We start from the raw sequence: 25,532 nt of genomic DNA on the forward strand, positions 1-25,532 counted from the left end.
TAAACTCTGCTTTATAAATCGACTTATAAAATATACTGTGCCGAAACTTGTTAACTATCAGAAAATGAGTATAATAGTGTTTTTATATACTTCACAAATGTTTCGAATGGGAGTTTCTCTATGTTAATGGATGTTTTTTCATCGTATCTTTGCAATCAATAAAGTAGTAGCAAGTTTAGAACATCTGCTTCTTTACTGCTTATAACAGATTGCGTAAAAAAATACTTTTATGAAACGTACATTTCTGGTTCTGGCATTTATCGCTTTGGCTCTTCTGCCATTGCAAGCCCAACAACTCATTTCGCCGAATGGTAAGTTTGTAATGAACTTCTCGCTCGATGCTTCAGGTCGTCCTACCTATGATTTGACCTTCAAGGGAAAAACTGTGGTGAAACCCTCCAAGCTTGGTTTAGAACTGAAGCAGGAAGATCCAAATAACTCTACGGACTTCGGCGTAATGGTGAATAAACCCTCTGAAGAGGTGATCCGCAAGGCCGACCTTATGACAGGTTTCAGTATTGCCAGTACGCGCACGTCCACCTTTGATGAAACATGGAAACCCGTATGGGGAGAGGAATCTTCCATACGCAATCATTATAATGAGTTGGAGGTGACGCTCAACCAACCTAAGAATGATCGTTTCATTGTTTTGCGTTTCCGCTTATTCGACGATGGTCTTGGCTTCCGCTATGAGTTTCCCGAACAGAAGAATCTGACCTATTTTGTGGTGAAAGAAGAACATTCGCAGTTTGCCATGACTGGCGACCATACCGCCTTTTGGATTCCTGGCGACTACGATACGCAAGAATACGAAACCGTTATTTCAAAGTTGAGCGAGATTCGGGCGAAGATGCGCGCAGCTATTACGCCCAACTCCTCTCAGACACCTATCGGACCTACAGCAGTTCAGACAGCTCTCCAGCTCAAAACTGCCGACGGACTTTATATCAATCTTCATGAGGCAGCCTGCATCAACTATCCCACGATGCACCTCTATCTCGACGATAAGACAATGCTGTTTGAGAGTTGGCTCACTCCCGATGCTCGCGGGGATAAAGGCTATTTGCAAGCACCTTGCACTTCGCCTTGGCGCACAATCATTGTAGGCGAGAAAGCCACCGATATCTTGGCGTCTCGCATCACGCTGAACCTGAACGAACCTTGCAAACTGGAAGACACCAGCTGGATACGTCCTATTAAATATATGGGTGTTTGGTGGGAGATGATTACTGGAAAAAGCTCATGGGCTTATACCGATGATTTTCCCTCCGTGAAAATTGGCGAGACCGACTATGGAAAAGCACGCCCCAATGGTCGTCATGCTGCCAATACGGCCAATGTGAAACGCTATATCGATTTTGCGGCGGACAATGGTTTCCAAGGACTCCTTGTTGAGGGTTGGAATGAAGCTTGGGAGGACTGGTACGGTCACGAAAAAGATCACGTCTTCGACTTCGTTACGCCGTATCCCGATTTCGACGTGAAAGCTATCCACGAATACGCCAAAGCTCGCGGCGTAGAAATGATTATGCACCATGAAACCAGCGCTTCCGCACGCAACTATGAGCGCTATATCGACACCGCTTATCAATTTATGGTGGAAAATGGTTATCATTCCGTTAAGAGTGGTTATGTGGGCAACATTGTGCCGCGTGGCGAACACCACTACGGGCAATGGATGAACAACCACTACCTCTATGCACTCCAGAAAGCAGCAGACTATCGCATTATGATAAATGCCCATGAGGCTACGCGCCCCACAGGACTTTGTCGTACCTATCCCAATCTTATCGGCAATGAGAGTGCCCGCGGCACGGAGTATGAAGCTATGGGCGGCAATTCTGTAAACCATACAACCATCCTGCCTTTTACCCGCTTGATTGGTGGGCCGATGGATTATACACCGGGTATCTTCGAAATGGATTGTTCCAAGTTGAACCCCGATAATCATAGCTACTGCCGCTCCACACTGGCTCGACAGTTGGCACTGTATGTGACGATGTACAGTCCGCTCCAAATGGCAGCTGATGTACCCGAACACTATCAGGCTCATATGGATGCATTCCAATTCATCAAGGATGTGGCTGTGGATTGGGACGAGAGCCGCTATCTTGAGGCAGAACCGGGCGACTACATCACGATTGCTCGTAAGGCCAAAGGCTCTGAAAATTGGTTTGTGGGTTGTACAGCTGGCGATAACGGCCATACGTCTAACCTCGACTTCTCTTTTCTTGTGCCCGGTAAGAAATATGAAGCTACAATTTATTGTGATGCCAAAAATGCCAGTTGGGACAAAAATCCTGCGGCTTATACCATCACAAAGAAAACCATTACTAACAAGACGAAGCTGACACTTCGCGCAGCCGTTGGCGGCGGGTTTGCCATTAGCATTATCGCAAAATAAAGTAACTCTATATGTGTTCGGCTGCAGAGCTTTCAGAACTGTCAGTTCTTGCGGCGAACCACGAAGCAGAATAATTCATCTAAATTATATAACCTAATAATACAAACATGAGTAAGAAGTTGAACTTCAGATTTCTGTTGCTGTTGGTGGCAGGAATCTTTCTCTCTCTCAACGTAGTGGCACAGACCATTACGGTGAAGGGACATGTGCAGGACACTGATGGTCATCCGGTGGTATTTGCCAGTGTGACCTCTATGAGTCCTAAGGCGCTTACGAATACAGATGCCGACGGAAACTTCACCATTAAGGCTCAGCAGGGCAGCAAGCTCCGCGTGTCTTACATTGGCTATAAGTCGACCGAGGTAGTAGCCGCTCCCACGGTGACTGTCGTACTTGAAGACAACAGTACGCTGAACGAAGCCGTTGTCATCGGTTATGGTGTGGCTAAGAAATCCGATTTGACGGGCTCTGTAACATCCATCAAACCAGACAGCAAGAACAAAGGTCTCGTTGTTAACCCGCAGGACCTCATCCAAGGTAAGGTGGCTGGCGTTTCCGTTACTTCCGCAGGTGGTACTCCTGGTGGTGGTGCTACCATCCGTATTCGTGGTGGTTCGTCACTGAATGCCAGCAATGACCCACTGATTGTGATTGACGGTGTGGCTATGGATAACCAAGGTGTGAAAGGTCTTGCCAATCCGCTCTCTATGGTGAATCCGCAGGACATCGAAAGTTTCAACATCCTGAAGGATGCTTCTGCTACGGCCATCTATGGTAGCCGTGGTTCTAACGGTGTTATCATCATCACCACGAAGAAAGGTTCTCGCGGTCAGTCTCCGAAACTCTCCTATGCAGGTAGCGTTACGATGAGCACGAAGAAAAAGACCCTGAAAGTGATGAACGGCGATGAGTTCCGTGCTTTTGTGAAGAAATACTATGGTGAAACCAGTGAGCCTGCAAAAGCTCTGGGCACAGCCAATACTGACTGGCAGAAAGAGATTTATCGCACGGCTTGGAGTCACGATCACAATGTGACGCTCTCCGGTTCACTCAAGTGGATGCCCTATCGTGTTTCTCTGGGTTATACCGATCAGCAAGGTATTCTCAAGACTTCTGATTTCCGCCGCTATACGGCAGCCTTGAATCTGACCCCATCTTTCCTTGACGATCATCTCACGATGAACTTGAGTGCTAAAGGCATGTACGCAGAAAGCCAATATGCCAACGGTAGTGCTGTAGGTGCTGCGCTCTGGATGGATCCTACGCAGTCAATCTATGATACAAAATCGGCCGACGCGGCTAATTTCCACAACTACTTCCAATGGCGCACTACGGGTGCCTCTCTGGGCGATCCGACTTGGCCTAACGCTTGGAACAATCTGGCTACGGCCAATCCTGTTGCTTTGTTGAAGCTCATGGACGATAAGGCGCGCAGCCGTTCTTTCATTGGTAATGCTGAAATCAACTATAAGGTGCATGGCTTTGAAGACCTTCGTCTTCACATGAACTTAGGTGCTGATGTTTCTCAAGGAAAACAAACTACAATCAAGCCTGCTGGTTATCCTTCAGAGGACGGTCGCCAGACCTACTATTATGGCTACAACGGCTGGGATAAGATTTTGAAGCGCAATCTCTCTTTCAATGCTTACGCTCAGTACTATAAGGATCTCAACGATAGTCACCACTTCGACGTGATGGCTGGTTACGAATGGCAACACTTCTGGAGAAGTCAGCATTCCTTGACGTGGGGCAAATATCCTACTACCAATCCTAACTACGCTACTCTGCAGGCTAAACAGGTGGCAGAGGGACTCATTGCTGCAGGCGAAGCTCCGATCTACAATCTTTCTCCCTACGACTACAAGACAGAGAACTATCTCGTGAGCTTCTTCGGTCGTGCGAACTATTCTTATAAAGATCGTTATCTCTTCACGGCAACGTTGCGCGATGATGGTTCTTCTCGTTTCAAAGACCATTGGGCACTCTTCCCCTCTTTCGCTTTCGCATGGAAGGCTAAGAACGAACCGTTCTTGACGAATGTTGAAAAGATTTCCGATTTGAAGCTCCGCCTTGGTTATGGTCAGACGGGTCAGCAGGAAGGTATCGGCGACTATAATTACTTCGCTGTTTACGGTATCAATAAAGGTACGTCCAGCTTCTATCCCATCACGCGCCGCGATGGTAAACCTTACGGCGTACTCAACCGTCCAGATGCTTACGATCCTAATCTGAAGTGGGAAACTACCACTACTTATAATGCAGGTGTAGACTTAGGTTTCCTCAACAACCGCTTGACGGCATCTATCGACTACTATTACCGCAAGACAACAGACTTGCTCAATCGCGCAGACGTTGCAGCGGGTACTAACTTTAAGAACACTGTGATGACGAACATCGGTTCGCTCAAGAACACAGGTTTCGAACTTGCTCTCGACTACAAAGCCATCCAGACCGATGACTGGTTCTGGGACATCAACCTCAACGCCACTTACAACCAAAACAAAATTACAGAACTTATCGGTGGCGACGAGAACTACTGTGTTCCAGCAGGTGGTATCTCTGCTGGAACTGGTTTTACCGCCCAAGCACACACCGTTGGCAAGCCTGCCTTCTCCTACTACGTTTATCAGCAGGTTTACGGCAAGGACGGCAAGCCCATTTCGGGCGTTGTAGTCGACCGCAATGGTGACGGACAAATCACTGGAGCCGACAAGTATTTCTACAAGAGCCCGATGGCTCCTTGGACGTTTGGTCTCTCTTCCCGTCTCTCCTATAAGGAATGGGATCTGAGCTTCACGCTCCGTGCTAATGTTGGCAACTACGTTTACAACAACTACGATGCTGCTACCTCAGACGTTTCTGCTGTTTGGTCTTCTTCGAAGTTCTTGAGCAACCGTCCGCAGGAAGCTATCAACCGCGGTTGGGCGTCTACCGAAGAACACGCTGTTTTGTCCGACCACTTTGTTCAGAACGGTTCTTTTTTGAAGTGCGACAACATCACATTGGGCTATAACTTCACGAACCTTTTCCGTATGGGCAACTACTCTGGTCTGGGCGGCCGTCTCTACTTGGCAGCTTCCAACGTCTTTACCATTACGAAGTATAAAGGTATCGACCCCGAAGTTTTCAAAACTGGTTTAGGGGCAACACCTGGTATCGACAGCGACATTTATCCACGTCCTTTCAGCCTCACGCTGGGTCTGAACCTCAACTTCTAATTTAATAAGGAATTCGATTATGAAAAGAAATATCAAAACTATGCTGTCTCTGTCAGCCTTTGCGTTGACATTGAGCATGAGCTCTTGCGTCGGAGATTTGGACGTGAAGCCTATCGATCCGAACCTGAATACAAAGGTGGATGTTGAGGCACTCTTTAATAAGTGTTTTGCCAACTTGGGTATATCCGGTAATGGTAGTGCCGACGATGATTGCGACGTTGACCGTATCGATGGCGGTACGTCAGGATTTGTTCGCCAGCTCTTCAATTCTAATGAGTTGCCCACTGATGAAGCCATTTGCCTTTGGGGCGACCCCGGTATCGCTGATTTTACCAATAATGCTTATGATGGTGCTAACCCGATGCTCCAAGGTTTCTATTATCGCCTTTATTTCGGTGTGTCGATGTGCAACCAGTATCTTGCTGAAGCCGGCAACTACAATGCGCAGATGACGGCCGAAGTACGTTGGCTCCGCGCCCTCTACTATTACTATTTGATGGACAACTTCGGTAATATTCCGTTCTCTACCACGGTCACTTCTGTAAAACCACCGCGCTATACGCGTGCTCAGGTGTATGATTTCATTGAGAAAGAACTTCTCGAAATCGAACCGCAGTTGTCTGATGCTAAAGCAAAGACCTCGACCGACGAAGGTTATGGACGTCCCGATAAAGCTGCTAACTGGCTGCTGCTTTCTCGCCTCTACCTCAATGCAGAGGTTTACACCGGAACGGCACAGTGGGCAAAGGCAAAGGAATATGCCAAGAAAGTCATGGACTCTTCTTATAAATTGAACATGACAGGCCGCAACGGCTGGAGTGCCTACCAGATGCTCTTCATGGGCGATAATGGCGAGAGCAGTGCAGCTAAGGAAGCTGTGTTGCCCGTACTCCAAGATGGTGTGCTGACTACCAGCTGGGCATGTTCTCTCTTCTTGATGGCATCTACCTACGACAACACCATGCACCCCTATGCAGCCAATGTTGACGGCGCGGCTACTAATGGTACTACGCTGGCTTGGGCTGGTAATCGTGCACGTCCCAATCTGGTGGCACAGTTCTTCAATGGCAATGCCAGTGCTTGTCCGCTCTCAACAACAAAGGACATCATCGCAGCTGCCAAGGACGACCGCGCACTCTTCTGGGGCGACGGCCGCACGGTGGACGTGACGTCGAACACTACGAAGGACTTCAAGAAGGGTCTCTCTGTGACGAAGTTCACCAACTTCTATTCATCCTCCACTACAGGTGCTGGCGCGAGCAACGTTCAGTTCCCCGATGCCGACTTCTTCCTGATGCGTGTTGCTGAGGCTTATCTGACTTACGGTGAAGCCGATGCTCGTTTGAATGGAGGTAAGACTTCCACCGAAGGAACGAATGCCATCAACGCTCTCCGCACGCGTGCCAACGCTAAGACGCAGTCGTTCTACAATCTGAGCGACATCATCAGCGAATGGTCTCGTGAATTCTTCTTTGAAGGCCGTCGCCGTATGGATTTGATTCGTTTCGGTCTCTATGGAGGTAACTCCTCTTACGTTTGGTCTTGGAAGGGCGGTACGCAGGCTGGTCGCAATTTTGCTGCCACGCGCAATCTCTTCGATATTCCTACGAAGGATTTGAATGCAAACCCCAACCTCAAACACAACGATGGTTATAATTGATAGATAAAGTCAGTGTGCTATGAGCCAAAAGGCTCGTCCCCGCGGCTTGTAGCACGCCACTTTTCATTTTAATAAAGAAATCATTATGAAAAAATATTTTAAGTCAGCATTGCTGCTTCTTTGCAGCGTTTGCCTCTTCGCTGCTTGTGCGGACGATAATGATTCAAATCCTACGCTGAAAATTCCGGAGACATTTGTGCTTAACACGCCAAACTATGCCGGCTATACTGTGGATTTAAAATCAACGACCGACTCGCTTTCTTTATCTTGGTCACAGCCCGACTTTGGTGGCTTCCCCGTTGCGGCACATTATATGGTGCAAGTATCTAAGGGCGATAGTTTCAAAGTTTCGCAAGAACAGGCCGATGCCGACCAAACCGGTGCTAAAAAGGCCGACTATGCCAACCTCTCAAGTGTGCTCACCGATTGCAAGTATAAATACTCCGCTGAAGAACTCGACAAGCTCATTGAACAACTCAACGGCTGGGATGAGACAAATATTCCCAACAAAGCGAATGTCTTTGTGCGCGTGATGTCCTATATCCCCACATCCACTGGTACAACCGATACGGTCTACTCCAATGTTGTGAAGCTCAATGTTGCTCCTTACTACGTGATGCTCAAGGCTGCCGATCCCGAACTTTGGTATCTCATCGGCGCTTGTATTGGTGATGGTCAATGGACCAATAGTGCCGACGCTGTCGGAACGAGTATGATTCCGATGTATGTAGCTCCCGATCAGACTTACAATACGAAGACAGGTAAGGGCATTATCGAATACGTTGGCTATCTCACTACTGCCGGCTTCAAAGTAGTGAAAACTCCAGGTAGTTGGGATGACCAATTGGGTTCTTCTGATGGCGCTCTGACCATTGTTCATAACGACGGTGGTTCCTCCAATATCTGTGTTCCTTCAGATGGCTACTACAAGATTACGCTCAATACGGAAAACTATAGCATGACTGTAGTTCCTTATACTCCGGCTGTTTCCACTTATCCGCAGATGCTCATTGCTGGCGACTTCAACGGTTGGGGCACTTCAACGGCGATGACTGCGTGCGCATCCAGCAATAACCACGACTGGTTCTATGATCTTGATACCTCTGCCGATAAGACTACGGCGAAGTTCCTCACTGATAGCAGTTGGTCAACTAACTGGGGCGGTAACGATTTCCCGCGCGGCGCAGGGGCTCAAGGTGGAGCAAACATCCCTGTAGATGCTGGTAAGTATCGCGTCTTCTTCAACGACATCACAGGTGTCTATATGTTCATGGCTAAGTAATTATTGTTTTGTATGCTGCAAGGGCTGGTAAGCGGAATGCTCCGCTGCCAGCACCGCGCAGTTCAAAAAAGCTAAAAACGCATAAGTATGAAAAAAGTACTGTTTACAATGGGGCTGGCTTTACTCTTTGCTGGTTGCTCCGATGATTATACGGACTGGGCACAACCGAAGCAGAACGCCCAAGAGGCTGCGCTCTCTGCCGCGCTCAATATAGAGCCCGCTGCAGCTATCGACTATGCCAACGTAACGACCGATTCTGTCTCTATTTATAAGGCAACTTTCACGGCCGAGAAAGCCTCTGAACCTACTTATAAGGTTTGTTTGAAGAACGCTGCGGCTACCGATTCTGTCTATCTCAATTCTGATAAGAATGGTAAACTGGCTGCTGCCGACCTCAAGGCTGCTATTGAAAAGCTCTATGGCAAGCGTCCCAACAAACGCGAGATTCCTACAACGGTCTATGCCTACACCACAATGGGTGGAGCGTCTTTCCGTCTCGATAAGGCTATCACCGTAACGGCTACCCTCGTAGCTCCCGTCATTGAAGACGTTTACTACTTGGTGGGCACAAATTCTCACTGGACTACACCCGTTAAGTTCAACCACAGCACCGAGGACGTCTACGATGATCCTATCTTCACAATGACCGTCCCTGCACCTGTCAAGGCTGATGGTACTCGTGCTGATGCACAGTTTAAGATTGTCCCGGCATCCTGCATGAAGGCCGACGGCTCTGCTGTTGAAAACTGGAGTGGTGCTTTAGGCTCCGACACAGAAAACGGTGATACTCGTCTCGAGGCTGGTATGGTGGCTCAGGGCGGTAGCTTCCTTCAGAGAGCTTCTGATGGTGCAAAATACTACACCATTAAGCTGAACATGATGGACTATACCATGACCATCGCTCCGCTCAACTATTCTGAGTATATCTATGCTCCAGGTACCGGCAATAGCTGGACTCCGGCTTCTGCACCTGCTTTGCATTCTGCCAACTTCAATGGCGTCTATGAAGGTTTCGCTTATCTCAAATCAGAGTTTAAGTTCACCAAGCAGCGCAATTGGGACAATGGCGAATACAACTGGAGCAGCTTCACAAGCTATCCTGCGGGTTTCACAGGCGAAGGCACTGGAAACATCAAGGTGGCTACTGCTGGCTACTACAAGATTACAGCCGATGTTTCTTCAGCTAAGTTCGAAGCTATTCCTACCACTTGGGGCATCATTGGTGATGCCACAGCAAAAGGTTGGGACGGCGACGAAGCCATGACATTTAATGAAGCTGATGAGAGCTGGACGATAACGACGACGCTCAAAGCCGGAACATTCAAGTTCCGCGCTAACGGTAGTTGGGACATCAACTTTGGTGGTAGTGCCAATAATCTCATCCAGAATGGCGATAATCTTTCTGTCGCTGCCGGTACTTACACCATTAAGTTGTACCTCTCTCGCAAGACTGCTAACCACTACTATTGCACGATTACTAAACAGTAAACTCCGGCATGTATTGTTATAACTGATTCTTTCCCCCATCCGGGATTCTTGGGTGGGGGATTTTCGATTACAGCAAGTTTTCTATATTTGCTGTTCGTTAGCGAAAGAAATCAAACATTAACTAAAAACTACGACACAATGAAGAAACGTACACTTCTCTTTTCCTTCTTCGCTCTGCTTCTCGGTTCGGCGCGCGCACAAGCGCCGGCCGATTGTCAGGATGTGCTGTTGCAAGGATTCTTTTGGAACTCGCAGCAGCAAACAGGATGGGCACAACTGCTGCCTGCTGTTGATGAAATCGGGCAAAACTTCACGGGCATTTGGCTGCCGCCTTCAGCCAATCCCGAGGGAGGCTATACCGTTGGTGGGTCAAATGTAGGCTATCATCCGCGCGTGTGGAATGACCAAAACTCTTGTTGGGGAACGGCCGACAATCTGAAAACGCTGATCACGGCCTTCCATAACAAAGGCGTAAGAGTCATTGCCGACATCGTCATCAACCACCGCGCCGGCTATACCGATTGGGCCAACTTCTCGCCCGACAACTTCGGAGCGTATGGCTCTTACCAACTTACGCTGGCCGACATTTGTCGCAACGATGAAGTCAATACGGAAGCTGGAGCGGCCACTTTCCGCGCCACCTATGGCATGGCTACTGGTGCTAACGATACGGGAGAAAACTGGGGTGGCGCGCGAGATCTCGACCACACTTCGGCAAATGTGCAGAACGATGTAAAGGCCTATCTCAACTGGATGAAGGGCGAGATGGGCTACGATGGTTGGCGCTACGACTTCGTGAAAGGTTTCGAAGGAAAATATGTAGGAATCTACAACGACGCATCGCAACCCTGGCTCAGCGTGGGCGAGTATTGGGATGGTAGCTATGATGCCGTCAAAGCTTGGTTAGCTGCTACGGGCTATAAGTCCATGGCGTTCGATTTTCCCCAGAAATATGCAGCACTCAACAACGGTTTGGCCAAGAACAACTACGCCAATATGGCGTGGAAAGAGAATGGCACAACGCCGCGCCCTGCTGGTCTCATCCATAACAGCTCAACCAATCGTTATGCGGTTACCTTTGTTGACAACCATGATACTTACCGCGACGGCAGCAAATACACGGGCAATGTAGCGCAGGCTTATGCCTTTTTGTTGAGTGCTCCTGGCGTGCCCTGCGTCTTCTGGCCGCATTGGGTGGGTAATAAGACGGTTATCAAGAATCAGATTGCTGCTCGCCGTGTGGCTGGCGTGACCTCGCAGAGCAATTGTGAGGTAGTGCGCAGCAACACCTACTACGAGAGCCGTACCGAAGGCAAAAACGGCACTTTGATTTGTCGTATCGGCAACGTAGCCACGATGCCAAAGACAGTTCCCGACGGCTACTTCCGCGCCTGCGGCGGCAACAACTGGGCTTTCTATCTGCCCACAGCCTTGCAGTCCGTTTACACCGGTGTGCAAACGCCTACCGTTACATCTCGCAGCGAAACTTCCGTCTATGACCTCCAAGGTCGCCGCGTTAGCACAACACATTCTGGTCTTTATCTCATCAATGGCCAAAAGGTCTTGGTGAAGTGATATGAGAGGCTCGTCCTAATCTGACTCCTCTGACCAGTCTGACCAGTCGGACTCGTCAGACTAGTCCGACTCGTCTGAGCTCTACTGCTTCTCCAACAATTCTCAAATGCCACAAGCTGTGTTCTCTCACAGCCTTGTGGCATTTTTTCGTCTGTCCCTTTCTTTGTAAATAAAGTTCTTATTCTACGGCCGCGAGAATGGCGCGAAAATCAGCTTGCTTGATTGCGGGCAGGAATAACGCTGTTTTGGTGCATTATGAAATGGGGATATTTTCCACTTTTCGCGAGATGTTCTAGGATACAATAAGGAAGTTTTCAAACGCAATAAGCCTGCCAGCTGACAGCCTTATTGTGTCAGTTGACAGAATAAGGATGAAAGTGCGCTTCTTTGTGAAAACTGCTGGCTTTTCTGCTTTTTTGGAGGGAATAATAAAGAAAAAAGCGGTCGGAAAAGCTTTCCAGAAGTGTACCCTAAAGTTTCGTGGAGAAACGAAAGACTTTTTCACATCTATAGCTGAAAAACCGAATGTCAAGAATAGGGGCAGCAATGTTTTGCTGCGATATGGGAACAACTGATGCTGAATCCTTTCTTCGCAAAAACCGTCATTTCTGTTGCAAAAGTTTGTATTTCTTTTTTATTTTTTTAATTTGCGCCCCGTTACCTATAAAGCAAATTTTTTACATTTCATGAAACTTTTAATCCCTTCCTTATTCTTAGGGTTCAGTGTCTTACTGCCCGTTGGAATGAAGGCGCAGGTGAGTGTGACGCGGACGGCAACGGACGTCAGTATCAGTAATGCTTATCTCGAACGTCATTTCAATATTTCAGGACAACACCTTCGGCCTGGAAAAATGGTCAATAAGCGCACCGCGCCTACTGCTACTTTCAATCCCTCTGCGGGGAGTGAAGAGTTTTCGCTCAATCCTGTCACACAGAAAAAGCAGGTGGGCGGTTTGCTTAACCGCGCTGCCTGGACAGTGACAGCCGATGGCTTTACGCCCGAAAATGGCTGCGGAACGCCCGCATCTATTATTGACGGCAATGATGCCACCTATTGGCATTCCAACTATACGGACGCTTCGCTCGCAGAGATGCCCCACTGGTTTCTCGTAGATCTCGGTAGTAGCCAAACGTTCCGCAGTTTCGGCTATACCACGCGTCAAGCAGACAAATCGGTCAACGGACACGCAAAAGAAATAGAGATACAAGCAGGCGATACTCCCACGGCTCTTACTACGGTCTATTCGGGAACGATGCCTTACAGTCTCAAGGAAATTTGGACAAATTTTAGCCACAACATAACGGCGCGTTACGTTAAAGTAATCATCAAGAGCAGTTGGAACGGTGCGAAGTTTGCCGCTTGCGGAGAATTCCGCCTGTCTTCAGAAGCACAGACTGCCGCCACTGAGATGACAAAGCTTCCCCGTACGGGTTGGACGGCAACGGCCGATTCCTGGTGTCACGAAAGTGCTACGGTGGGCGATCCCTCTTTGGCCATTGATGGCGATGCCGCAACGCTGTGGCATACGTTCTATTCCGGTCAGCAAGGCCAAGGCTCTGCTGCTCTGCCTCATTCTCTAACCATCGACCTCGGGGCTGCTGCCACATTCCGCAGTTTTGGCTATCTGCCACGTTCTGGCTCTGAGGGAGTGCGCTCCAATGGAAATATTGCAGGCTATGAATTCTCTGTGTCGGACAATGGCTCCGACTGGCAGACAGTCAAGACAGGCACACTCGCCTATACGGAGGTGGCCACGGTTTGGACAGACCTCGGTCGCGATATCACGGCGCGCTATGTGCGTCTGACAGAGACCAGCGCCGTCAACGGTCGCGAATTTGGCTGTTGTGCAGAGTTTAATCTTTCTGCGGACACTGTAGCCGTTCCGCTCCCTACGGCATTCTCCGCTTCTCAAATGACCCTCGACAATGTCAGAGAAGAAAGTATCGACGGAGGTAAGCGTCTCGTCTTTGAGATGAAACCTTATCAGCACGTGAACCCTGCAGATGGTGTCAGTGCTACGTGGAATGTCAGCATGGTGGTAGAAATGAAAGAGAAGGACCATTTTCTGCATAAATACCTCCTCATCAGTGCTGCAGACGAGGCAGCCCGCACCACGCCTATCGACTATATCGAAATGGAGAATATGGGCGTTGAGGGCGTGGCAGCTAATCAGCGATGGTCTCACCCAGAAGGTTCCGGCGGTGTGGGAGGTATGAGTGCCTACACGATGAGTCTCGGTCAGCCCTTCTATATCGATGGTCTTTTCTTTGGGTCGGAATTTCCGCAAGCTGAGAACGAAATCTCCAACGGCTTTGGATATTCGCGCTACTACAGCGGGAAATCGCTCAGTAGCATTGCCAAAGACGGCGTTTTCCGTACTTGGCCTAACGTGGAAGGGGCTGCGCGCTCCGTTTCCGAAGTGGGAGTGATCCGTCAGGACTTCTTCTCCTACATTGAGACGATAGCACGCCCCACTAAAGTACGTATGCAGTACAACAGTTGGTACGACTGGATGATGACCATTACGGAAGAGCGCATCAATACCAGTTTCAAACGAATGGAACGCGGTTTCACGCAGCACGGTCTCCGACCGATGGACTCCTATGTTGTGGATGATGGTTGGAACAACTATAACGTCAGCGATACGGAACGTTCCGGCACTACTTCCAACGTGTCTGGTTTCTGGGAATTCAATTCTAAATTCCCCACGGGGCTTCAGGGTGCAGCACAGATAGCTCACCGCTATGGTTCCGACTTTGGTATTTGGCTCGGCCCGCGTGGTGGCTACAATTTCAATGCAAGTTGGGGACATTTCCTTGAATCCCACGGCAACGGCACGTATAATACGCGTTCGGGGGATGCTGTGACGGGCGACTCTGTCTATGTCTCCAAGCTGCGCGACTTTTTCCTCACCTGTCAGAAGGATTACGGGGTTAATTATTGGAAACTTGATGGTTTCTCCACGGTAGAACCGCAACCCAGCAATAATGGCCGTTATATCACGGGCGGGAAAAATGGCAACTACTATTTTACGGAGCATTGGGAGCGTTGGTACGATGTGTTCCGCGACCTTTACGCTGAGGCCTCTGGTCGTGGTAGCGACCTTTGGCTCAATCTTACTTGCTACGTCAATCCGAGTCCGTGGATTTTGCAGTTCTGCAACAGTGTGTGGATGCAGAATTCCAACGATATGGGACGGGCTGTAGTGGGCGGTCGCAATAGTGAACTCGACAAGCAATTAAGCTACCGCGACGATCGCTACTACGATTTCTACAATGCCAACGGTCTGCAATTTCCCCAGAGCCACATATTCAACCACGATCCTATCTACGGCAAGACGGACTGTATGAGTCCCAACGCTATGTCTGACAATGAGTTCCGCGCCTACCTCTACATGATGGCTACACGTGGTACGGCGTTCTGGGAAATGCTTTATTCTTACAACATGATGGACGAAGGCAACAAATGGCTTATCAATGCCGAAGCCCTCACGTTCATAGACAAGAATTACGAGACACTGCGCAATGCTGTCTACTTTGGTCGCTCGCCGAAGTCGGGCGAAATCTACGGCTACTCTTGCTGGCGTCCCGTTACAACAGGACAACAAGCGGAGGGTATTGTTTCGTTCCGCAATCCGTCAAACACTTCTAAGACTTTCACGTTTACGTTCGACAAAGCGGTAGGAGTTCCCGAAACAGCAAATAATCTGCATGCCGGCCTGATTATGCAATATAGCGGCACACCGGGTGCAGCGACAGCACTGACTTGGACACCTGCTGCCACGACTTACGCATACGGTCAGAATATGCAACTGACGCTCCGTCCGGGTGAGATTCTCGTGCTCCGCTTTGGTGCGGCCGATACCACCCCTGCAACATTTGCCACGGTGCGCTCTACGGAAGCTCGCAAAGTGGTGGCGCAGTTCTCTGAACCTGTCCGCCCCACAACTTCTGCCTTTGCTCTCTATGATGGAGCAACACTCGTTGGTCAGCCCGCAGCGGTTTCCTTAGCGGCCGATTATCGCACCGTGACACTCACCTTTGCCAATGCTTTACAAGATAATAAGGCTTACACGCTGAAGGCACAGAATCTTTCGGATTGGAACAATGTTCTCTCTCAGGATGTATCTCCTGTCTTCTACTATAATGCAGGAGGTCTCGTTCTCCGCATAGATTCTACAGCACAATTGCAGCAGGCAGAGACCGTAGCCACGCGTTCGGACCTCCGCGCCGGCGTTCAGTTCCTTGCTTTGGACAAGTCCTATACCGCGGTGAGTGAGAAAACGATAGGTGGGCGCGATGCTTTCACTTTCTCTACACTCGTCCGTACTACTGCTGCCAATACAGTCATAGCACAGCAGGCAGGAGCGTGGAAGTTGGAACTCGTGAATGGAAAACCCGTCTTCAAGGTGGGACATACCACCTTTGCCGCTGACTCTGTGGTGAACGATGGCCGTAACCATCAGATTACTGCTGTGCGCGAGGCAAACGGCATGGTGAAAGTCTATATCGATGGCAACTTGCAGGGCACTGCCTATAATGCTGCTTATGCTGAGGAAATACTCACGCCAGCTCGTCTTCAGTTGGGCGGTACGGCTGGTTTGGAATTGGCAGCTGCCAGCCTCTATGTAGGAGCTGCCGATTACGAGAAAGCAGCAGCCGATGCTTCTGCAGCACTCACTGAGAAATACCTCATCAGTGTGACTGTCCCCACAGGACTTGACGTGACGTTCACCCCTAAGGCTGGAGTGACAGCTGCCGGCGAGCAATTGGTAGCTGCCGTCGCACCAGGAAAAACTGTTTCGGTCAAGGCCGTGGCTCAAGACGGCTTCCGCCTTGCTGGCTACACGAAGGACGGTGTTCAGACAACGCTCAATGCTGGTAGGGATTCAGTTGCAACGGTGCACTTTGCCGCAGTGCGTGCCGACCATAATTTGGTGTTTGTGGTAAAGAAAACCACCGGTATTGCTGAGGCTTCCGCCAATGGTCTGAAGGTGACGACAACGCCGACAAGCATAGAAGTGACTGGAGCTAGCCCACTCAGCATTCGTGCCTACACGTCGGATGGTCGACTGTTGGGAACGGCGAAAGGAACAGACCGAGTTGTTCTCTCCACTGCTGCCTGGCCAGCAGGAACTTATATCCTTGACATCATGACTTCCGGAATTTCTAAAACGGTAAAACTCATGAAATAATCTCATTAGCGCACCCGGCATTTTCCTTTTGCTCCCTTGCGCTTCCACCTTATCCGTCCTGTCGAAGACCTTCCTTTGTGTACTTCGGCAGGACTTTTCTATTTCCATTTCCTCATCTGATTCCACCTTTGAGCCTCTTATTTTTGCATGAGTGACGATCTTTCTGAAATATCTTTTCTGTGGCATGGTACAGATGTATGATGCAGCTATTTTTGCATCAGAAAAAGGGCAGTGTCCCAAATAGAGTGGAAGCTTTGTTTGGGACACTGCCTATTTTGATGAATGTATGTACGAAAAATCCCCTGCAAGTAATTTGCAGGGGATTTCTATAATAGAGTATCTCAGTTTTAGAGATTGGCTAATTCAAGCACTTTTTCAACGGCAGCTTCAAGGCCGTTAACATCCTTACCGCCTGCCGTGGCAAAGTGGGGAGCACCGCCGCCGCCACCTTGGATAAGTTTGGCTGCTTCGCGCACCATCTGTCCCGCATTGAGGGCGTTATCCTTCACGAGGTCTTTGCTGATCATTACCGTTAAAAGCGGTTTGCCTTCATAGCTCGAACCCAGCACGCAGAGCATCTTCTCGGGCAATTGTCCTGACACCTGGAAAGCCAAGTCTTTGACAGCGTCGGGAGAAATACTCATGGGGAGTACGCTCTTAAGCACCTTGACGCCGTTGATATCTTCAGCGCGTTCGATGAGGCTCGCTTTGATTTGCTGCACCTTCTGCTTCACGAAGTCCTCTACTTGAGCTTTCAGTCCGCTGTTTTCTTCGATGGTTTTCTGAATAGCTGCCGTGAGATCCTTAGCATTGTTGAAGAGTTCTTTCAAACTCGTCAGCAAGTCTTGTTGCATATAGACACTCTCTTCTGCTGCCTTACCGGTGAGAGCTTCGATGCGGCGAACACCAGCAGCTACACTGCTCTCGCTCACGATGCGGAACAAACCGAGACGACCGGTACTCTTGGCATGGCAACCGCCGCAGAACTCTACACTGTTGCCGAACTGTACAACACGAACTTCGTCGCCATATTTCTCGCCAAAGAGAGCGATGGCGCCCATACGCTTGGCTTCTTCCATAGGTACGTTGCGATGATCCTGCAAGGGGATATCTTCACGGATGCGACGGTTGACAATCTGTTCAACCTTACGCAATTCTTCCGGCGTCACCTTCTGAAAGTGAGAGAAGTCGAAGCGCAGATAGTCGGGCGTAACGAGCGAACCCTTTTGTTCTACATGGCTGCCGAGAACCTCGCGGAGGGCTTGGTCGATGAGGTGAGTGGCCGTGTGGTTGGCTTCGCTACCACGGCGCGCTTCGAGGTCGATTATTGCGCGGAAATCAGCTGCCGGATTTTCGGGCAGTTGTTTTGTTAGATGAATGGGGAGGTTGTTCTCGCGCTTCGTATCGAAAATCTGAACTGTTTCGTTCGCACTGCGAAGAATACCTTTGTCGCCCACCTGGCCGCCCATCTCAGCGTAGAAAGGAGTAGTGTCGAGTACGAGTTCGTAGTAGGTCTGCTTCTTCTGCTGCACTTTACGGTAGCGCAGGATATGGCAGTCGGCTTCTGTCTCGTCCCAACCCACAAACTTGTCTTCACCTTCGCGGATCACCACCCAGTCGCCAGTTTCCACTGCCGCAGCATTGCGAGCGCGCTCTTTTTGCTTCTGCATCTCTGCATTGAAGCCTTCTTCGTCCGTCTTGAGTCCCTGCTCAGCGCAGATGAGTTCTGTGAGGTCGAAGGGGAAACCGTAAGTGTCGAAAAGCGTGAAAGCCTTAGCACCATCGAGCGTATTGCTGCCAGCTGCCTTGGTTTCCTGAATCAGTCCGTCGAGCAGGTTGATACCCGTTGCCAAAGTGCGGAGGAAGCTATCTTCCTCTTCCTTGATAACGCGGGTGATGAGCTCCTGCTGCGCAGTGAGTTCGGGATAAGCACCGCCCATTTCTTTCACGAAAGTAGGGATGAGCTGATAGATGAATGCCTGTTTCTGATTGAGGAACGTGTAGGCGTAGCGCACTGCACGGCGCAGAATGCGGCGAATGACATAGCCCGCTTTCGCATTACTGGGCAACTGACCGTCAGCAATGGAGAAAGCGATAGCGCGGAGGTGGTCGGCAACCACACGCATGGCCACATCAACATTCTCTTCCTTACCGTAAGTAAAGCCGGACAGCTGTTCCTCTTTCTTGATGATGGGTTGGAAAATATCGGTGTCGTAGTTGGAATTCTTACCCTGCAGCATGCGCACCAAGCGTTCGAAGCCCATACCCGTATCGATGACGTGCATAGGAAGTGGTTCGAGAGTGCCATCCGCTTTGCGGTTGTACTGCATGAATACGATGTTCCAGATTTCGATAACTTGAGGGTCATCCTTATTAACGAGTTCACGCCCTGGAACTTTTGCTTTCTCTTCTGCTGAGCGGGAATCGACATGGATTTCGGAGCAAGGACCGCAGGGACCTGTGTCGCCCATCTCCCAGAAGTTGTCGTGCTTGTTGCCGTTGATGATATGGTCGGCTGGAACATGCTTAGCCCAGAAGCTGGCTGCTTCGTCGTCGCGCTCAAGGCCTTCTTCCTTAGATCCCTCAAACACGGTGACGTAGAGATCTTTCGGGTCGAGGTGAAGAACATCAACGAGATACTCCCAAGCATAGTCGATCGCTTTCTCTTTGAAGTAATCGCCAAAACTCCAGTTACCGAGCATCTCAAACATAGTGTGGTGGTAAGTGTCGTGACCCACTTCTTCAAGGTCATTGTGTTTGCCGCTCACGCGCAGACACTTCTGTGAGTCTGTACGACGGCGCGGTTCTGGCTCACGCGTGCCGAGGATGATATCTTTCCATTGATTCATGCCGGCATTTGTAAACATCAGCGTGGGGTCGTCCTTGACAACCATCGGAGCAGAAGGTACAATCGTGTGCCCCTTGCTTTCGAAGAATTTCTTGTACGACTCGCGAATTTCGTTTGCTGTCATTATTCTGTATTTTTATTAGTTTTCTTTTTCTAAAGGTGCAAAAATACTGCAAAGTGGCTGAAACGCAAAGTTCCACACCTTGTTTTCCTTATTCTGTACCCTTACTGACGCCCGAAGAAAACAAGGCAAGCCCACTCACGCGAAGAATGTGTTCGCGGAGTGGGCTTGTGGAAATTTTACACCGTTAAAGGCGTCGCGTTAGAGTTTACCGATAGTCTTTGTGAGTTGCTGCCCCATGCCGATGGTGTAGCCCTGGCTGAAGAATACAACGCGGTTGAACGTGTCGCCGATAATCACGACGGGGCGTTCGGGGCTTTGCGTCAGGCCGCTACCAAAGAGATCGTTGGCCACTTGCTGTTTGCTGTCGATACCAAAGCGGAGGTTCTTCGGCAGGTTAGGAAATTCGCTGCGACGTTTCATGAAGGAGTCGTACTCTGCTGCCGTGGGGAAGAGCATCAAAATGGTGCGCCCCCAGCTCTCAAGCTCGGCACGACTGGCTTCAATATCGTGGAGAATATGGGTACTCGGCTCATTGTTGGCTTTGAGTAATCCAACGATGAAATAGCCGCGCCCAGTGGTGGAGAGAACGCTCTTCTCCTTAGCTTCCTCAAGGTCGTGGTAGATGTTCTCAGCGTTGAACGAACCGATGACGCTTACCTGGCTGGCATCCTCCCGCATGACGAGTTGCACAGTGGTGTCAGCCGTTACGGGAAACACACTGATGTGGCAGAGCACACTACCATCGGCCAAACGTGTGCCGGAGGTGAGCAGATAGTCGCCGCTCTCCACTTCTACGCCCTTTTTGAAAGTTTCCGCCCAAGTAGCGTTCTCGTCATAGCCTTGCAGCTTTGGTAGTCCGTCTTCGAGGCGTGAGAGAGAGAAGTGGGAATAGTAGGAAGGATTCTCCATGAAACGACGCGGAGAGTAGGAGAGAGCAAGGTTGGACAACTGAGAGTTAGCAGCAGTTTGCGTTGGACCGAAATCTACTGTTTTCCATTCTCCATCCCAATATTGGAAATTGCTCGTCACTTCATCACGGCGAGCGGGAATGCCCAATGTACGGCACATTGCCACGAAGCAGATACCTTTGGAAGTGGTTGAGGCTTGTTGTGAGGAAAGCACTGTGGCGGGAGCTTGAGGGATGAAGCGTGAAGCGGGTGTGGTGTCGGTCTTCACGCTATTTAGTTTCTGCATGATTGCCGCCACTTGTTCGTCGGTATGAGTGAATGTCCGGATCGTTTCCACTGTCTGAGCCAGCTCTGTGCGCCATGGCGTGAGCTCTTCCGTTGAGATGCGAGGGCAGAGCACGTAGTATAAGTTGCGTTGGAAGTCCTCTTCGTCCACTTTCATTGCGCTCGGTGTGGACAGCTGCTTTTCGATTTGTTCGATGTGGTTGATGATAACCCGCTCATCAAAGTCGCGCAAGTCTTTGTCTGTTAAACTTTCGAGTACGTACAGAACAAGATCTTTTTGCGTCAAATTCTTCGACAATACGCATACATTCTTTTCTTGGTTGAAATGTTCAAGCACATCGTAGAGCGCCATGAAGTTCCCCTCCGATTTTTTGAAGAGCGGCTGCAAGCGGGCTACATCGTAGTTTAATACTTCACCTATTTCCTCCACCTTCTTCTCGTTTGGCCAGACTGAAGGCCATTTCATGCGCTGAGCATCTTCTTGCGCCAATCGCTTATTGTTGAGAGCTTCGGCTTCGGGCGACACTTTCGGATAGTTGTTGCTCACGGGAGGAGGAGTGAGCGTTAAGTCAATTTCAAAGCGATCGCCCGCTTTATGAGTAAGGCGTATCTCTGTGGGGTGTTTACCCTGATTCGGCGAAACTTTGGCAAAACCGTAGCGTCCGTCCTTTGCTGCCCAAACAAGGAGATCGCCCTTTCCGCAGATGAGTGAGGCTTCACCGCGAGCATCCGACTGAGTGGAATAGAGCGTATAAAATTCAGCATAATTGTAAAGGCCGAAGCGCACTTTTGCATCGCGCACTTTACGCCCTTCAGCATCGACAATGCGCACGCTGCGTCGTTCAACAGGCGCGTAATTATTGGTCACGTTGATAGTGGTTTGCAACGGATATTGTTGGAGGATTTGTTCTTCGCCTTGGTATCGTCCCATGACAGTAGTATTCATCAGCATACCACGTGCTGCGGGCTGGTTGAACCACGCAATGTTCAATTCCGCAGCTGGTTCGCAAGCTCCGAGAAACTGCCATTTCCCATCAACGTAAGCCTCCACCCATGCGTGGTTATCATCGGTGTGCGCCCAACGTGGGGTGTACACTTGGCGCGCCGGTATGCCCACAGCTCTAAGCGCACTCACCGCCAGCGTACTCTCCTCGCCGCAACGCCCCGTAGTGGTGCGCATGGAAGCCAGTGGGCTGGAGGTGCGAGCATCTGAAGGGCGATAGGTCATCACAGAATGGCACCAATGGTTCACTTCGAGAGCCGCATCGTGCCAATTCATGTGGCGCACACGCTTTCGGAGCACTTCGTAGGTTTTTATACGGAATGAATCGAGATGTTCGTTGTTGACACGAATAGGCAAAACAAAATGCTGCCATTCACGGTCGGGAATCTGTTTTCCCCAAGGAAAATCAGTGCGAGTTTGGAGGGCTAAGCGCGCATTATCCAGCATGAACTGTGGGGTATAATCCGTCACGTCGGTCCAGTCCATGTAAGCATACAAAAACTGGAGCGCATCGCGTTCTTGCGGTGTCTTCGCCAATTTCAGCGCCTCTTGCGGATGAGTGCAAACTGAATTTTTGAAGCGCTGTTGGAAATCGGCCTGCACTTCTTTCGCCGTTTGTGCTGTAGCTTGTAGGCAGAGAGCAGCCCAAAGCATCATCAGAATTTTTTTCATAGGGAATCAGTCTTTCTTTGCAGCAAAGATATGAAAATTGCAGGAAATTCTAAAAAAGAAAGAGAAAAGCACACAAAAATAGACGAGCGATGATGTTGCAAGAGAAAAGATTTTCTGGATTTTTATAGGAAAAAGCTGAAAGTAAATGGTTGAAATTCGCTGATTAAAAGCATTTTCCGCGCCAAAAGATTTTGTTTTTATGTAAATAAGTACTACTTTTGCACCCGCATTGAGTCCGACGGGGCCGAAAAAGCGAAGAAAATCGAAAGAGAAATAACGGGACGCACTACCACACAGCGCCGAACAGCGTGGACATTCGATAGATTCTTCCGCCTCCCGGAAAAATCCGTTTAAACAATAATTTATAATGTACGCAATCGTAGAGATTAACGGTCAGCAGTTCAAGGCAGAAGAGGGCAAGAAGCTCTTCGTCAATCATTTGCAGAATGCAGAAGACGGCCAAACTGTTGAATTTGACAAGGTGCTGCTGGTAGACGCAGACGGCACGGTAACTGTAGGCGCTCCCACTGTTGACGGCGCAAAGGTAGTTGCAGAAGTAGCTTCCAAGCTCGTTAAGGGTGACAAAGTTCTTATTTTCCATAAGAAGCGTCGTAAGGGCTATCGCAAGCTCAACGGCTATCGTCATCAGTTCACTGAGTTGGTAATCAAACAAGTTATTGCTTAACCCCTAAAATTATTTTAAGAAATGGCACATAAAAAAGGTGTTGGTAGTTCTAAGAACGGCCGCGAATCAGCTTCAAAGCGTTTAGGTGTTAAGATTTGGGGTGGCCAAACTTGCGTAGCAGGCAACATTCTTGTTCGCCAGCGCGGTACGGTTCACTATCCCGGTAAGAACGTTGCTAAGGGTAAGGACGACACTCTGTATGCTTTGGCAGACGGTGTAGTTGTTTTCCGTCGTGGTAATCGCGACCGCAGCGTTGTTTCCGTAGAACCCCAAGCTGAAGCCTAAAGCTAAGGTAACTAACAATTTAAGAAAGAGGACATCGAACAATCTCGATGCCCTCTTTTTTTGTGCTTACTTCGGAATGATATGGGATGTAGTGGTAGTAAAATAGTAGATATCGGATATTATTCCCAGTAGTATATGTTTGTAGTATTACTTTATATAGACTATAGCGATAAGGAATTGGTGGCTTTTTATGTATAATATGCTTAAGTATTAACATATTTGGGGGAAGAACAAAAATAAATAGTATTTTTGTCCTATGATGGGTAATCTTAAGAAGATAGAAGAACTGCAAGTAAAGCCTGAAGGGCAGACCTTTGATCGTAAGAGTGCCAAGATTGATGCAAAATCGTTGGCTGTAATACTCGTGGCGATGGCTAATGCAGATGGTGGAGATATTGCTGTTGGTATTGAAGATGACGGGAAGGTAACGGGCATCGACGGAATGGAACAACATATTAATGAATTGTTGCGTGCACCATTTGATTTCTGTGTCCCTTCCATAGATGTGGAGATCGAACGTTTGGCTTGCATAGATGTAGATGGGCGCTCGAATCATATTCTTTTGATGCACGTTCATCAAAGTATGAAACTCCACGCTAATCAAGCTGATGATGCTTTCTATCGTGTAGGCGATAAATCTAAGAAACTTTCTTTTGAGCAACGAATGCAGCTACTCTATGCTAAAGGTGGACGCTATTACGAGGACGAGCCAGTTTATAATGCAACCATTGAGGACATCGACCTTGCTAAGGTGAATGATTATATCAAGGTCTTGGGCTACAGCAAGGATGCTATCACTTTTCTTCGTGAAAATAAGGAGTTCGTGACCAACCGTGATGGTGTAGAGAAAGTGAGTGGTGCTGCTATTCTTCTCTTCGGTAAAAATACTCAGCAATTCTTTCCACGTTCTTATGTGCGCTTTATTCGATATCAGGGCACAGAAGCCAAAGTAGGAACAGAGATGAATGTGGTAAAGGATGTGATCTTTGAAGGGACTGTATTAGAAATTATCAATAAGGTTATTGCTTATGTGCAGACGCAGATCAAAGAATACACCTTCCTCGGCTCAAAGGGCCTCTTTGTGACTATTCCTGAGTATCCAAAATATTGTTGGCAAGAATTGATTGTTAATGCTGTGGCGCATCGTGATTATTCCATCTACGGCACGGATATTCAAGTCAAGTTATTCGATGATCATTTTACAGTGGAAAGTCCCGGCTTCCTACCCGGTCTTGTGCGCACCTATAATATTCGTCATATCCACTTTTCTCGCAATCCCAAGATTGCTGCTTATCTGCGCGACTATAAAATTGTGAAGGAGTTTGGAGAGGGCGTAGATCGTATGTATCGTGAAATGCAGGAAGCAGGGCAACCTGAACCGAAATATATTCAGGACGACTTTATTCTGAAAGCTACATTGAGAGCGAAGACCGTTGTGGAGGACAATGTCCCTCATTCTGTCCCTCACAATGTCCTTCATCAGCCATCGTTAGAAGAAGTAATTTTGGCGGCTATCAAAAACAATGATAAAGTAACACGAAAAGAGATCGCCGCATCGCAGCACATCAGTGTTAAAACGGTTCAGCGACAGTTGGAAAAGATGAGAGATAAAGTCAAGTATGAAGGTAGTGGGGATAGAGGTCACTGGGTGATTCTTTCAAATGATAAAACAGACTAAAAATCTTCCTGAGAATACGTGTATAGATAAGCGTGAACACCCTTATTGTGTTTGGGAATAGAATAAGGATGTCAGCTGATAGCCTTATTGTGTGAGCTGGCGCGCTTATTGTGGGGAAGGCTGTAAGTAGGATGGTGGAAATTTAGAGGAGGAAACGCTCCTCCCGCGTGTTCTTTTTTTGTTGTCACGTCGTCACGTTGTCACACTTTGCGGTTAAAGTGC

The 25,532-nt window shown here is 48.9% G+C and carries 12 protein-coding genes; 10 read left to right on the forward strand and 2 right to left on the reverse strand.

Annotated features, from left to right (window positions below; genetic code table 11):
* Positions 1 to 229 precede the first annotated feature (229 nt).
* The 7 genes from FHS60_RS00410 to FHS60_RS00440 all read left to right on the forward strand — a co-directional run bounded on the left by FHS60_RS00410 (position 230) and on the right by FHS60_RS00440 (position 16,822).
* Entirely contained in the window at positions 230 to 2,404 is a 2,175-nt protein-coding gene (locus tag FHS60_RS00410) for a glycoside hydrolase family 97 protein (protein WP_183693479.1), read from the forward strand.
* A gap of 107 nt (positions 2,405 to 2,511) precedes the next feature.
* Entirely contained in the window at positions 2,512 to 5,622 is a 3,111-nt protein-coding gene (locus FHS60_RS00415) for a SusC/RagA family TonB-linked outer membrane protein (protein ID WP_183693482.1), read from the forward strand.
* Between the two features lie 19 nt (positions 5,623 to 5,641).
* Positions 5,642 to 7,282 (forward strand): RagB/SusD family nutrient uptake outer membrane protein, encoded by a 1,641-nt coding sequence (locus FHS60_RS00420; protein WP_183693485.1) that lies wholly within the window; start codon positions 5,642 to 5,644, stop codon positions 7,280 to 7,282.
* An 85-nt stretch (positions 7,283 to 7,367) separates the two neighbouring features.
* Positions 7,368 to 8,564, forward strand: coding sequence for a SusE domain-containing protein (locus tag FHS60_RS00425; protein ID WP_183693488.1), 1,197 nt, complete (start codon positions 7,368 to 7,370; stop codon positions 8,562 to 8,564).
* A gap of 87 nt (positions 8,565 to 8,651) precedes the next feature.
* Positions 8,652 to 10,052: an Outer membrane protein SusF domain-containing protein gene (locus FHS60_RS00430; protein WP_183693491.1), complete on the forward strand. Its 1,401-nt coding sequence runs from the start codon at positions 8,652 to 8,654 to the stop codon at positions 10,050 to 10,052.
* Positions 10,053 to 10,190: 138 nt separating this feature from the next.
* The gene (locus tag FHS60_RS00435; RefSeq protein WP_183693494.1) at positions 10,191 to 11,627 is read left to right on the forward strand and encodes an alpha-amylase family glycosyl hydrolase; all 1,437 of its coding nucleotides are present in this window, start codon (positions 10,191 to 10,193) and stop codon (positions 11,625 to 11,627) included.
* A gap of 686 nt (positions 11,628 to 12,313) precedes the next feature.
* On the forward strand, positions 12,314 to 16,822 hold the full coding sequence (locus FHS60_RS00440) for a discoidin domain-containing protein (protein ID WP_183693497.1): 4,509 nt from the start codon (positions 12,314 to 12,316) through the stop codon (positions 16,820 to 16,822).
* A gap of 347 nt (positions 16,823 to 17,169) precedes the next feature.
* Here FHS60_RS00440 and alaS read toward each other — a convergent pair whose 3' ends face one another.
* Both alaS and FHS60_RS00450 read right to left on the reverse strand, forming a co-directional pair.
* A complete protein-coding gene (alaS, locus tag FHS60_RS00445; protein WP_183694316.1) occupies positions 17,170 to 19,797 on the reverse strand; it encodes an alanine--tRNA ligase in 2,628 nt (875 codons plus the stop codon).
* Positions 19,798 to 19,992: 195 nt separating this feature from the next.
* Entirely contained in the window at positions 19,993 to 22,662 is a 2,670-nt protein-coding gene (locus FHS60_RS00450) for a transglutaminase family protein (protein WP_183693500.1), read from the reverse strand.
* A gap of 367 nt (positions 22,663 to 23,029) precedes the next feature.
* Here FHS60_RS00450 and rplU point away from each other — a divergent pair, with 367 nt between their 5' ends.
* The 3 genes from rplU to FHS60_RS00465 all read left to right on the forward strand — a co-directional run bounded on the left by rplU (position 23,030) and on the right by FHS60_RS00465 (position 25,310).
* Positions 23,030 to 23,347, forward strand: a complete 318-nt coding sequence (gene rplU / locus FHS60_RS00455; RefSeq protein ID WP_009348338.1) for a 50S ribosomal protein L21 — start codon at positions 23,030 to 23,032, stop codon at positions 23,345 to 23,347.
* Between the two features lie 21 nt (positions 23,348 to 23,368).
* Complete coding sequence (rpmA, locus tag FHS60_RS00460) at positions 23,369 to 23,632, forward strand: 50S ribosomal protein L27 (protein WP_183693503.1); 264 nt, start codon at positions 23,369 to 23,371, stop codon at positions 23,630 to 23,632.
* 256 nt (positions 23,633 to 23,888) lie between these two features.
* Positions 23,889 to 25,310, forward strand: coding sequence for an RNA-binding domain-containing protein (locus FHS60_RS00465; protein ID WP_183693506.1), 1,422 nt, complete (start codon positions 23,889 to 23,891; stop codon positions 25,308 to 25,310).
* Positions 25,311 to 25,532 lie beyond the last annotated feature (222 nt).

The organism is Alloprevotella rava (genome assembly GCF_014195585.1).
In the GTDB taxonomy this organism is placed as follows: domain Bacteria; phylum Bacteroidota; class Bacteroidia; order Bacteroidales; family Bacteroidaceae; genus Alloprevotella; species Alloprevotella rava.

Bases quoted from the DNA above. Each gene is read 5' to 3' on its own strand.
- FHS60_RS00410 (WP_183693479.1), top strand. From the start codon at position 230: ATGAAACGTACATTTCTGGTTCTGGCATTTATCGCTTTGGCTCTTCTG.
- FHS60_RS00415 (WP_183693482.1), top strand. From the start codon at position 2,512: ATGAGTAAGAAGTTGAACTTCAGATTTCTGTTGCTGTTGGTGGCAGGA.
- FHS60_RS00420 (WP_183693485.1), top strand. From the start codon at position 5,642: ATGAAAAGAAATATCAAAACTATGCTGTCTCTGTCAGCCTTTGCGTTG.
- FHS60_RS00425 (WP_183693488.1), top strand. From the start codon at position 7,368: ATGAAAAAATATTTTAAGTCAGCATTGCTGCTTCTTTGCAGCGTTTGC.
- FHS60_RS00430 (WP_183693491.1), top strand. From the start codon at position 8,652: ATGAAAAAAGTACTGTTTACAATGGGGCTGGCTTTACTCTTTGCTGGT.
- FHS60_RS00435 (WP_183693494.1), top strand. From the start codon at position 10,191: ATGAAGAAACGTACACTTCTCTTTTCCTTCTTCGCTCTGCTTCTCGGT.
- FHS60_RS00440 (WP_183693497.1), top strand. From the start codon at position 12,314: ATGAAACTTTTAATCCCTTCCTTATTCTTAGGGTTCAGTGTCTTACTG.
- FHS60_RS00450 (WP_183693500.1), bottom strand. From the start codon at position 22,662: ATGAAAAAAATTCTGATGATGCTTTGGGCTGCTCTCTGCCTACAAGCT.
- rplU (WP_009348338.1), top strand. From the start codon at position 23,030: ATGTACGCAATCGTAGAGATTAACGGTCAGCAGTTCAAGGCAGAAGAG.
- rpmA (WP_183693503.1), top strand. From the start codon at position 23,369: ATGGCACATAAAAAAGGTGTTGGTAGTTCTAAGAACGGCCGCGAATCA.
- FHS60_RS00465 (WP_183693506.1), top strand. From the start codon at position 23,889: ATGATGGGTAATCTTAAGAAGATAGAAGAACTGCAAGTAAAGCCTGAA.